The 11,797-nt window shown below is 30.3% G+C and carries 12 protein-coding genes; all 12 read right to left on the bottom strand.

Going from position 1 to position 11,797, the window contains the following annotated elements; all coding sequences use genetic code 11:
• Positions 1–247: 247 nt before the first annotated feature.
• Positions 248–529, bottom strand: a complete 282-nt coding sequence (gene yajC, locus HNR33_RS21920) for a preprotein translocase subunit YajC (RefSeq protein ID WP_429087946.1) — start codon at positions 527–529, stop codon at positions 248–250.
• A gap of 64 nt (positions 530–593) precedes the next feature.
• Positions 594–1,712: a tRNA guanosine(34) transglycosylase Tgt gene (gene tgt, locus HNR33_RS21915; RefSeq protein ID WP_429087943.1), complete on the bottom strand. Its 1,119-nt coding sequence runs from the start codon at positions 1,710–1,712 to the stop codon at positions 594–596.
• Positions 1,713–1,738: 26 nt separating this feature from the next.
• On the bottom strand, positions 1,739–2,764 hold the full coding sequence (queA, locus tag HNR33_RS21910; RefSeq protein WP_429087940.1) for a tRNA preQ1(34) S-adenosylmethionine ribosyltransferase-isomerase QueA: 1,026 nt from the start codon (positions 2,762–2,764) through the stop codon (positions 1,739–1,741).
• Positions 2,765–2,776: 12 nt separating this feature from the next.
• On the bottom strand, positions 2,777–4,399 hold the full coding sequence (locus HNR33_RS21905; RefSeq protein ID WP_429087937.1) for a SpoIID/LytB domain-containing protein: 1,623 nt from the start codon (positions 4,397–4,399) through the stop codon (positions 2,777–2,779).
• Between the two features lie 31 nt (positions 4,400–4,430).
• Positions 4,431–5,441, bottom strand: coding sequence for a Holliday junction branch migration DNA helicase RuvB (ruvB, locus tag HNR33_RS21900; protein ID WP_429087935.1), 1,011 nt, complete (start codon positions 5,439–5,441; stop codon positions 4,431–4,433).
• A gap of 20 nt (positions 5,442–5,461) precedes the next feature.
• Positions 5,462–6,049, bottom strand: a complete 588-nt coding sequence (gene ruvA / locus HNR33_RS21895) for a Holliday junction branch migration protein RuvA (RefSeq protein WP_429087932.1) — start codon at positions 6,047–6,049, stop codon at positions 5,462–5,464.
• A 12-nt stretch (positions 6,050–6,061) separates the two neighbouring features.
• The gene (gene ruvC / locus HNR33_RS21890) at positions 6,062–6,556 is read right to left on the bottom strand and encodes a crossover junction endodeoxyribonuclease RuvC (RefSeq protein ID WP_429087929.1); all 495 of its coding nucleotides are present in this window, start codon (positions 6,554–6,556) and stop codon (positions 6,062–6,064) included.
• A 171-nt stretch (positions 6,557–6,727) separates the two neighbouring features.
• Positions 6,728–7,363 (bottom strand): BofC C-terminal domain-containing protein, encoded by a 636-nt coding sequence (locus HNR33_RS21885; protein WP_429087927.1) that lies wholly within the window; start codon positions 7,361–7,363, stop codon positions 6,728–6,730.
• Positions 7,364–7,475: 112 nt separating this feature from the next.
• Positions 7,476–8,108 carry a CBS domain-containing protein gene (locus HNR33_RS21880; RefSeq protein WP_429087926.1) on the bottom strand — a complete coding sequence of 211 codons (633 nt, stop codon included), beginning with the start codon at positions 8,106–8,108 and terminating at the stop codon, positions 7,476–7,478.
• A gap of 129 nt (positions 8,109–8,237) precedes the next feature.
• Positions 8,238–8,972, bottom strand: a complete 735-nt coding sequence (locus tag HNR33_RS21875; RefSeq protein ID WP_429087925.1) for a hypothetical protein — start codon at positions 8,970–8,972, stop codon at positions 8,238–8,240.
• 367 nt (positions 8,973–9,339) lie between these two features.
• Positions 9,340–10,017, bottom strand: coding sequence for a stalk domain-containing protein (locus HNR33_RS21870; RefSeq protein WP_429087922.1), 678 nt, complete (start codon positions 10,015–10,017; stop codon positions 9,340–9,342).
• 849 nt (positions 10,018–10,866) lie between these two features.
• A complete protein-coding gene (locus HNR33_RS21865; RefSeq protein WP_429087919.1) occupies positions 10,867–11,778 on the bottom strand; it encodes a PhzF family isomerase in 912 nt (303 codons plus the stop codon).
• Positions 11,779–11,797: the final 19 nt, after the last annotated feature.

Here is an 11,797-nt window from a genome sequence, read left to right as displayed (position 1 = left end):
ATACTCTCAAAAGGCTTATTGATGTTACCCTTTTTTAACTTGAAGAAATATCAAATATTTTTAGATTTAACTATTGACATTTCTTAGCTGGACTATAACCTTTATTCAATATGTATGCATTTTTTATATTATTAATTCCTAAAGCTTTGTCAATATTAATTCTAGTAAAATAAAAAGGATCTCCTCAGTAAATATATTACTGAGAAAATCCCTTTTATTTTTTTACTAAGTACGGTCTTAAAATAAACTATTCTTCAGTTTCAGTTGAATTATGAATATTACCTATAGACCATTTTGCTATATTAAATCTAGCTTTATCACTTCCAACTTCAATAGTGATTACATCATCTTTAATCTTTACGATTTTACCATATATACCACCAATAGTAACAATTTCATCTCCTACTTTTGCATTATTCCTCATTTCTCTTATTTTTTTATCTTTTTTTTGCTGAGGTCTAATAATAAAGAAGTAGAAAATAACTAAAAATAGTACTGGTAATAAAAATGTTGAATAGTTTGCTGGCAAGGCATTGTCCCCCCTCTCATCTTATTTATTATTCTACAAAACTAGTTTAATTCCTCTATTTTTATTATTTTATATAGCCATATTTTTTATAAAATTCTTCTCTGTATTGTAATAACCTATCTTCTTTTATTGCCGTTCTTATGTTTTCCATTAATTTAATTAGAAAATGAAGATTGTGTATAGTTGCTAGTCGTGCACCTAATATTTCGTCAACGTTAAATAAGTGTCTTATATAAGCACGTGAGAAATTCTTACATGCATAACATTCACACTCAGGATCTAGACTAGAAAAGTCTCTTGAATATTTTGCGTTTCTAACAACTAATTTCCCACGGCTCGTTAAAACAGTACCATTTCTTGCAATTCGAGTTGGTAGAACACAATCAGCCATATCAATTCCTCTAATTACAGCTTCAAACAAATAATCTGGACTACCAACTCCCATAAGATATCTCGGCTTGTTTTTAGGTAACAGCGGTACAGTATAATCTAAAACCTCGTACATAAGATCTGCTGGCTCACCTACACTTAGTCCTCCTACTGCATATCCAGGGAAGTCTAAGTCAATAATTTCTTTTGCGCTCTGCTCTCTTAAATCTTTGTACATTCCTCCTTGTACTATACCGAACAAAGCTTGAACATCTGGCTTATGATGTGCTTCCTTACATCGTTTCGCCCATCTGGTTGTTCGTTCTAATGAATTTTTTACATAATCCCAGTCACTAGGATATGGTGCACACTCATCAAATGCCATCATTATGTCAGAACCTAATGAATTCTGTATTTCCATTGATTTTTCAGGGCTAATAAAATGCTTTGATCCATCTATATGAGAACGAAATTCAACACCTTCTTCACTTATTTTTCTTAAATCTCCTAAACTAAAAACTTGGAATCCACCACTATCAGTTAAAATCGGTTTATCCCAATTCATAAAGCTATGGAGTCCACCAGCCTCCTCAATTAATTTATGACCTGGTCTTAAGTACAAATGATATGTATTCCCTAGTATAATTTGTGATCCTAAATCTTTCAACTCATCTGGAGTCATAGTTTTTACTGTAGCTCTAGTACCTACCGGCATAAATATTGGTGTTTCTATAATCCCGTGAGGAGTATGAAGTTTCCCCAGCCTCGCTTTCGAATCACTTGCTTCTTTTATAAGTTCATATCTAACAGCCATTAGATTCCTCCTCTTTTGAATTTCATTTACTTAATTATCATAGCATCTCCAAAGCTAAAAAATCTATATTTCAATTTTACAGCTTCATTATAGGCCTTCAAAATATTATCTCTTCCAGCTAGTGCACTAGTAAGCATAATTAAAGTTGATTCAGGCAAATGAAAATTTGTAATTAAATTATCTATTACTTTAAATTTATATCCAGGGTAAATAAATATATCTGTCCATCCTTTAGTAGGCATTACTAAACCATTCTTGTCAGCACTAGACTCAACTGTTCTTACTGACGTTGTCCCAACAGCAAAAACATTGTTTCCGTTTTTTTTAGCCTGATTAATAATATCAGCAGCTTCATTGCTTACCTCAAAATACTCAGAATGCATTTCATGTTCTTCTATGTTTTCTGCCTTGACAGGTCTAAATGTTCCTAATCCAACATGTAAAGTTATATAAGCAATATTTACACCTTTATTTTTTATTTGTTCAATAAGGTCTTTTGTGAAGTGTAATCCTGCTGTAGGAGCAGCAGCCGACCCTTCCTTCTTAGAGTATACTGTTTGATATCTTTCTTTATCATCAAGTCTCTCTTTAATATAAGGTGGTAATGGCATTTCACCTAGTTTATCTAATATCTCTTCAAACACACCGTCATAATCAAATTTTATTACCCTAGTTCCTCCCTCTTCAATAGCTAATATTTCTCCCTTTAGAACTCCATCTCCAAACTCTATCATGCTTCCAACTTTCGCTTTCTTTCCAGGTCTAACCAACGTTTCCCATTTGTTGTCATCGAGTCTTTTAAGAAGTAAAAACTCAATACTACTACCAGTATCTATTCTCTTGCCAAAAATTCTAGCAGGAATAACTCGAGTATCGTTTAATACTAAGCAATCCCCTTCAGAAAAGTATTCTAGTATGTTTTTGAATTTCTTATGTTCAATATCTCCAGTATTCTTATCTAAAACTAAAAGTCTTGAATTTTCTCTGTTTTCTAATGGATGCTGTGCTATAAGCTCTTCTGGTAAGTCAAAATAAAAATCCTCTTTTTTCATTCTTATCATCCTTTACTCAACTATTGCCCCTGTATAGTAGTATTCTAATATCTCTTTATAATTATATCCCAATTCAGCCATTCCTTTAGCGCCCCATTGACTCATACCTAATCCATGTCCCCAACCTTTACCATTAAAAACATACTGAGTTGGCATTGTATTAAGTATTTGTAGATTGGTTCCATCGCTAACTAAAAGCTTTGTTTTTGAATTCTTGCTAATTGATATCTTCCCTTCTGATGATAAGATACTATTGTTCATCATAGAAGTCTTATATGGAACTCTGTCATTTCCATCTAGTATGTATACATCTGAATCTGACTTTACATTAAACCATGTACTTTTTAAAGCTAATGGTCCTAAGACAAGTCTGCTCTTTTCTTTCTTCAAGATTTCATTTTTATTTGAACCACTTATCATAAGTTCAACTACTCTTCCATATTCAGATACTTCTAATATGTCTATAGAAAGAACTTCCCCTACATCAATACCATTATCTAAAAGCTTCTTTGAAAGTTCCTCCTTTGTAATAACAAGCTCCCATTTTGCATCTGGAGAACCAAGTGAAAATTCATCTTTTACACCTCTAAGATATGGTATGCTCTCACTCCATACATTTTCACTGTTTTCAGTATGACCCCCACTAGAAGAATGATAAAATGTGTTTACTAATTTCCCGTCATACTTTAAAACATTACCTGAAGTCTCATCAACAGCAGTATTACTTCTTATATTTTCCCAATCATATCCACCATATACTTGACAATCTTGAGTATCGCACAAATCATATCCTGAATTTACGTGTTTATTGGTGTTTAATAGTGAATAATTTCTCGCTGCAACAGCTTGAGCTTTTAAGGCTTCTATTGGCCAATTAGCTGACATCTCTCTAGGAACTACTCCATATAAATAATTATCAAGCTCTACATAGTTTACAGCAATAAACTCATTCTGTGCCTTACTAAATGTAATATAATCTCTATATTTATACTTACCTGCTTTTATTAATGGAGTATTTCCATTATCCTGCCCTCTTAATACGATATTGTCAGCTAAATCAAATATAAGCAGTACCTGTCCATTGTTATCTTCAAGCACAACTCTTTCCATACTTCCTTCAATTATGTTTAGTGACTCTCCCACGATATTCGTCAGATTATGAGAATTATTTCTTGCACTATCAGCATTAATATAATTCCCAATCCATAGCCTGAGCTCACCATCTACATAAGCAGGATATGCTGAAATACTATTTTTCCTTAATGAATCTACTTTATAAGATAATTCTTCATAGTTACTAAAATCCATATCAACTTCTATATGGAATGGTCCAATTTGAGCTGCTAAAATATCATTAACCTTTTTGTATTCTCCCCCTTGGACATTATACAAGTTATCTGGACGAGCTAGAATAGTATTGTCATTAATTGTGAATAATTTTCTGTATATATCATTAAAAACTCCAATTTCAAAGCCATCGCTATTTAAAGCTATTATATTATTTGAATTATGAGTACCCTTTAATCCAATTTTAATGTATTCAGTATCATTTTTTTCTCCATAAGCAAATGGAGTATATAATAAAGTTATAACTATAATGCAAAACAGAGTGATGCTATTAATCTTTATTTTCAATCTAACACCCCTTTATATATTAACTATTATTCTATTCACAGTCATAGTTTATCCCAAAATACTCATAGCAACGCTTAGTGCATACTCTTCCTCTAGGTGTTCTGTTTAAAAAGCCTAACTGAAGCAAATAAGGTTCATAAACATCCTCTATAGTATTTCTTTCTTCGCCTGTAGACGCTGCTAAAGTATCAAGTCCAACCGGGCCACCATTAAACTTATCAATTATTGTCAATATCATTTTTTTGTCAACACTATCCAATCCAAGTGCATCTATTTCTAACAGTTCCAATGCTTTATTAGCAACTTCCTTTGTAATTATACCATTTTCCATTACCTGTGCATAATCTCTCACTCTTTTAAGTAATCTGTTAGCCAATCTTGGTGTTCCCCTCGAACGCTTAGCTATTTCAATAGCTCCTTCCTCTTCTATATCTACACCTAGAATGCTTGAAGACCTTTTTACTATCATTTTCAGACTTCCAATATCATAAAGATCCAGTTTACAAATAACACCAAATCTATCTCTTAAAGGTGAAGTTAAAAGGCCTGCTCTTGTAGTTGCACCTATAAGCGTAAATTTTGACAAATCTAGCCTAATAGATCTAGCACTAGGCCCTTTCCCTATGATAATGTCTAATGCATAATCCTCCATAGCAGGATAAAGAACTTCCTCTACACTTCTATTCAATCTGTGAATCTCATCAATAAATAGTACATCATTCTCCGCTAGATTAGTCAAGATTGCAGCTAAGTCTCCTGGACGTTCTATAGCTGGACCTGACGTAATTCTTATATTAACACCCATTTCATTTGCTATTATATTCGCTAAAGTTGTTTTACCCAGTCCTGGGGGACCATATAATAATACATGGTCTAAAGGCTCATTACGTCCTTTTGCAGCTTTAATAAAAATGTTTAGCTTTTCTTTAACCTTCTCTTGTCCAATGTACTCGTCGATGAGTTTAGGGCGAAGTGATGTCTCAATATCAACGTCTTCTTCTTTCAATTGTCTAGAAACAATTCTGTTTTCCATATCTTCCATAATTACCTTCTCCCTTTCAATTATTTTGATAAGTATTTAAGTGCAAGTTTAATAATCTCTTCGGTTTTCTTATTAGAAATATCAATATTTGATAATGCTTTATATGCTTCATTCCTAGTGTATCCTAAAGCAAGTAATGCTACGATAATTTCATCAGTATCTGTATTTGTGTCTAAAGATAATCTACTTTGTTCAATAATAATATTATCTTCGATTTTGTCTTTTAATTCAAGTATTATCCTATTTGCAGTCTTTTTTCCAATACCAGGCGCTTTAGATAAAGCATTAAAATCTTCATTTAATATAGCTAATTTTATGTTTAATGGCGTCATAGATGATAATACTCCTAACGCTACCTTAGGTCCAATTTTAGAAACCATAATCAATAGCTTAAACATATTTAATTCTTCTTTAGTTGAAAACCCGAACAAACTTATACCATCTTCTCTTACATTTAAGTGTGTATATATCTTCCTATCTTCTAGCTTATCTCCTATATCCAATATTGAACTCTTTGAAGTATTTATCATATAGCCTATTCCGTTGCTTTCTAATACTAAATAATCTTCACCTATTTCTTCAATTGTTCCTTTTATATATCGAAACATGTTATCCCTCCATTATTTCATTTTAAACATTTCTCTAAAATTACCTGAATGCGCATGACAAATTGCAACAGCTAAAGCATCTGCAACATCATCTGGCTTAGGAACTTTCTTGAGATTTAGTAAAAGTTTTACCATTTCTTGTATCTGCTTTTTTTCAGCTCTGCCGTAACCTACTACTCCCTGCTTTACCTGTAAAGGTGTATATTCATAGATATCTATTCCGTTATTCATTGCTGCCAGTATCTGAACTCCTCTAGCTTGTCCAACTTTGATTGCAGTTTTAGCATTTTTGTTAAAAAAAAGTTCTTCAATAGCAATTGCGTCAGGCTTGTATTTGAATAATAGTTCATTTAACTCATCATATACCATCTTCAATCTTTTAGGAAAAGGATGCTCTGGACCGGTAAGTATAGCACCGTAATCAATAACATTAAATTTATTTCCCTGATATTCAATAATACCATAACCTACGATTGCAATCCCTGGATCTATTCCGAATATTATCATGAATTATCAACTCCAATTCTATATATGTTACAAACATATATTCGGTATAACTTCAATAATTCCTTTAAAAAATTATTTTATCACAAATTACGGTCAATAAACAAAGTTAGGATGAAAATAGTTAATTCATCCTAACTTTAATTATTTAGTAATAAGCCTTAATAAATCTATCTAGCTAATGAAATTTTCTAATATTTCTGATATTTCATCTATACTATCAACTACAATCCCTTTCTCTAGTTTCTTCTGATCTATCTCTTTGAGCAACGACACATGCGAATTATCTATAATTTTATCTAATCTTCTTTCTCCATTTTCATTAATTTTATAAATAGCAATTTTCCCATCTTTTTCTCCTACAACATAATGATTTGGACAAAGATGATTCTTTTCTATATTAATTGTAATTAGATCATGAGAAAAAGAAGTGACTTTCCAATTTGGAAAATTATTATTAATATATTCTTCAAACTGATCCTTCTTCATATTAACCATATCTTTTTCAGGAGATTTTGTCTGTTCAATACTATGATCACATTCTAAATAAATGGTCGTATATGTTATCTTAGTATTTGGTCCTATATACTCATCTTCTATTTGACTTAACTCAAAATCATCTATAGGATCAATACTATTTAAATCATTATTTCTCGAAATATCAGTTTGACTGTTATTTTGTGCTATATCATTTTGGGGGTTAGGTTTTTGATTAATATTTTTCATTCCAAAAAAATACCCCATAATCATTCCTACCGATATTAGTAAAATACAAACAAACACAATTGAAATTGCTGGTATTCTTCGCATAATATCCCTCCTATGCTATCTAATTATGTATTTTTCCCCATAAGCTAATAATTATACATTAGTATTTCTAATAGATGCATAGAAGAATAAAAAAACCTGCAATACGCAGGTTTTAGTTATTAATCTCAGTTACTTTAAATCCAGATTTTTCGATTTTATCAATTAAGTCATCTACATTACACTCATCTACTCTTAAAATTACCTTATACACATCCATTACTTTTGCATCCATTACTGCAAAGTTAGCAATATTAACATTGGATTTTCTAATGATTTCTGTCAATTTTGCTATTTGTCCAGGAATATCATAAACATTGATTGCTATCCTTGTTCCATTTCTTAATCCAAATATTTCAGAAAATGCACTAAAAATTGAGCTATGCGTCAAAATTCCAATAAATTTATCATCTTCATCAAGTACTGGTAAAAAAGGAGTTCTCAGTTCATTGAGTAGATAGGATGCATTTTCAATAAGCTCATTGCCAGATATTGTTTCCACATTATTGTTACAAAGTTCCCCAACTTTAATCTGTTGTAAAAACTTCTCTTTGTCCGTATAGCCTTCCTCAAAATAATTTCTAAATATTGTTTCTTTCATTAAGATTCCCTTAAATCTGTCTCCATCAAACACAGGTAATGACAAGAAATTACCTCTACTTAGCTTGTCAAGTGCATCGCTAATATTTTCTTCGACCTTTAAAATAACTAATTTATCTTTTGGTAACATATGGTTTTTTACGTACATAAAAATCCCCCTTTCAAACATAATATATTATGTATTATATGTACTTATTCAACAATAATCATTTAAATCCTTTAATTGTTCAATATATAAATACCCCTTTTTTATGTCAATATGCAAAATTATATATTACTATAAGTATCTTTTAAGAACTTTGTCATTTACTGCAAACCAAAACGCATCCTTATAAATGTTTTTCATTTTTTTTACTAAAATGTTTATTATCGTATGATATATTTTATCCACCTCTTCATCTCTAAGTTTATGATCTATTTCTTTAATTTTTATATTGTATAGTTCAAAATCCATCTTTAATTGCTTATTAACAAATCTATCAAGTTCAGTAATTTTTCGTTTAATAATCTTATTTGAGAAAGCGTATACTAATTTTTCAATATATTTTTCTTTTTTCTCTTCATTTTCTATTTCTCGTCTACATTTTGAATATAAATTGCCTATATGTAAATTTGAAACATCAAAATGAAATAAAAATGAGGAGTTATATATTTTCTCTAGTCCAATTACTTCCAAAGCCTTTTCTTCTAATTTATTTGCCCATTTATTACATGCATAACCATGCTTATATCCTTCTAAATAGAAGCATAGCTCTAGCCTATTTATGTCTTCATGCAATACTATACTCAAATTTTGTGCTATTATATCTCCATCCTCTCTATTTTTCAAAATATATTTAATCTTTCTTCTAATTTCATTTTTACACATATATTTTGGGTATATGTTGGCTATATTCTCTTCTAAGTCATATAGTGCTAGGAGGATATAAATTGAATTTAAATCATTCTGGTACAGAAATTTATTCTTTAGTCCTTCATACATATCCCATATCTTAACAGATGCAGTATTCATAAGACAATCCCTCCCACTAGCAATTATTACCATATTATTGTGGGTTATAACATATAGACAAATAAATTATAGAAAAGAGTTAAAAATAAAGAAGTCACTAAATGATATAACGACATTTAATGACTCTTTCTTTATATTATTTTGATATTTTTATAGTTGGAATGGTTAATTTTTCTGAAGTCTATCGTCCCTGTTCATAACCCTAATTTACAATCGCATTTTTATAAACATTTGGAACACTTCCAAAACTATTAAATACCTCGTATAAAAAACATGAAACTATCTTAATCTGATTTGAGCAACAAAAAGACTAGTTATATATCTAGCCTTAATCTGACTATTAAGATTAATTAGAATTAAACTTTATCTATTTATTCTCTAAATCATCCATAGCTTTTATATAAAACTCACTTGAAGTTTGTAAGCCTTCCATAGCACTATTCATATATTTTTTTAAACCATCTATATCCCCTTCTTTTACTTTATCAACAGCTATTTGCATATCCATAATAGAGGCTTGAAGAAAAGCGAAAGCGTCACTTAAATTACTATGCACCTCATCAAATCCCTTAATAGGTTTCACATTATCTAATACTTTGTATTGATATTCAGATATTGCATCTAGGGTGCTAGACAATTCATCAGAAATGTCCTTAAGCTCCGAAAGTTCATTTACATATGTTTTTACTGTTTTAACACTTTCAATATAACTTTCTGCGATCATGGTATAATATTCTAATCCTTCCTCAAGTTCAGACATAGTTTTAGCCTTTTTACTATTAATACTTGCAGTATTTGTTACTCCATCCCACTTTACTTCTTTATCTAACATTTCAGAGATTGTTCTTAGAGGAACATAAGTTGTTCCATTATACAAAATATTATCCGAATTAACCTTAGTACCATCTACCACTATATTAATTTGATTAAAAACAACAGATATTGTTTTACTAATACTTTGTGCAAATGTTGAATTTACTCCAATAGTTAATATACATGTTATTACTACTCCTATAATTATTCCATGCAATCTTTCCTTGTTCAAAAAAACACTCCCTTTTTTATAATTATTAGTTAGAAGAATATAACAAAATATTTCACATTGTTCTATTATACTAAACTTAATTGCAATATTTTGTCTAAATTTGTCGTATTTTCTTTCTATTTTTATATTTTAGGCTAAGATAATATATATAAAATCTTATAATAGTGGAATAAATATTACTATCATCACCAAGACCGTTGCTGAATCCACCATCTTTGAAGTAATCATAGACTAAATTAAAACATATTCTTCATCTATTAATAACCCTAAATTTTCTGAAGAAAATACATAATAATACAATACATCTGAGGTTAACTCGCTATTTTTATAAATTCTATTTTGTATAACATCGTCATAATCACTAATTTGTTTGACTGAAATATATAAATTTAATTTTTCATATATACTTATAATATATTGTGTTACATTTGTAGTCTTGTTACAAATACGCCTAACATAAATAAACCTATTAGACTTAAGAAAACATGCTATCTAAGTTTCTGAGAGCTTGATTTATATGAAGTATGTTATTATATTTCTTTCAATTACAAGCCCTCTAAGTAGCAATTGAAGTTTCAAAATGCTATGCAGGAAACAATGATATTTCTATATGATTATAGCCTTTTCAGTGGTCATTTAAGTAACTTTACCAACTTTGCTGGAAGTCATGAAGCTAACTTTTCGTTCACTGCTTATGTGTACACTTCACCATGATTGTTGCCAGACATAGCGCAACACTCGATAAAGTTGGCTGGTTAAGCCTTAACTTATATCGACTTTCCCTCTATCGCTATAACTGCGGTTTCGTTTTGATAAAAAACGAGTCAAAAGAACCAACCCCTACTTATTTTAATTCTTTAATGATAATTCAGACTTAAATATTATTACAGCATTTCCTGAAATTTTAACTTGTACAGGCTCTTTATCTTCTATTTTTACCTCAACTTCAATAATACCTGGTCGCCTCATAGCCTCACCTTGCTTAGCCTTAAATTTAAATAAAGAATTATTATGCTTAACAATATTATGATGAACAAGATACGCTCCTAAGGGACCATTTGCATTTCCAGTTACAGGATCTTCATTTATGCCTATTGCAGGCGCAAACATTCTACCATGTATTAAAATATCACTTTCCTGAGAATTAATTGTAAAAACGTAATATCCATTGCAATTAATAATTCTACTCAATTTTGTAAGTTCATCATAGTTTGGTTTCATTTTATTTAAAGTTTCAATACTTTTTATGCCAATCATAACTTTAGAATGACCTGTCGTAACAATCTGCACCTGAAAATTTTCTAGTAAGTCATCGTTATTTATATTAAGTGCTGATAGAAGAGTTTTTTTATTTACTCCATCAATAATACTACTAAACTTAATTTCACCTTGTGTCATAACAATTTTATAATCATTATTTTCATTCACTATATCAACAGGTAAAATTCCGACACCTGTCTTATGATAAACTCTTGAATTATCAAGCTTATTTTCAATAGCACGAGCATAATGAGCAGCAACAGTAGCATGTCCGCAAATTGGCACTTCATTTATTGGAGTAAAAAAACGTATGTAAACATCATACTCATCACTATCTGAAGAAAAAATAAAAGCTGTCTCAGAATTATTAAGTTCCCTAGCTATTTTCTGCATATCATCAGTAGTTAATCCATCAGCATTTGTTATTACTCCAGCTGGATTTCCTGAGAATTTTTCTTTTGTAAATGAGTCTATTTGATATAGATTATACTTTTTCGCCATGATTTTTCCTCCTAAGTTT

The sequence above is a fragment of the Brassicibacter mesophilus genome, from assembly GCF_050433385.1.
In the GTDB taxonomy this organism is placed as follows: domain Bacteria; phylum Bacillota; class Clostridia; order Tissierellales; family Proteiniboraceae; genus Brassicibacter; species Brassicibacter mesophilus.
Note: the sequence above shows the minus strand (reverse complement) of the source record. Positions and strands in the feature narration are given on the sequence as shown.

What these genes read in the sequence shown, in the direction of transcription:
- tgt (WP_429087943.1), bottom strand. Translation starts at nt 1,712, where the DNA reads ATGGCTGTTAGATATGAACTTATAAAAGAAGCAAGTGATTCGAAAGCG.
- queA (WP_429087940.1), bottom strand. Translation starts at nt 2,764, where the DNA reads ATGAAAAAAGAGGATTTTTATTTTGACTTACCAGAAGAGCTTATAGCA.
- ruvB (WP_429087935.1), bottom strand. Translation starts at nt 5,441, where the DNA reads ATGGAAGATATGGAAAACAGAATTGTTTCTAGACAATTGAAAGAAGAA.
- ruvA (WP_429087932.1), bottom strand. Translation starts at nt 6,049, where the DNA reads ATGTTTCGATATATAAAAGGAACAATTGAAGAAATAGGTGAAGATTAT.
- ruvC (WP_429087929.1), bottom strand. Translation starts at nt 6,556, where the DNA reads ATGATAATATTCGGAATAGATCCAGGGATTGCAATCGTAGGTTATGGT.
- HNR33_RS21885 (WP_429087927.1), bottom strand. Translation starts at nt 7,363, where the DNA reads ATGCGAAGAATACCAGCAATTTCAATTGTGTTTGTTTGTATTTTACTA.
- HNR33_RS21880 (WP_429087926.1), bottom strand. Translation starts at nt 8,108, where the DNA reads ATGTACGTAAAAAACCATATGTTACCAAAAGATAAATTAGTTATTTTA.
- HNR33_RS21875 (WP_429087925.1), bottom strand. Translation starts at nt 8,972, where the DNA reads ATGAATACTGCATCTGTTAAGATATGGGATATGTATGAAGGACTAAAG.
- HNR33_RS21865 (WP_429087919.1), bottom strand. Translation starts at nt 11,778, where the DNA reads ATGGCGAAAAAGTATAATCTATATCAAATAGACTCATTTACAAAAGAA.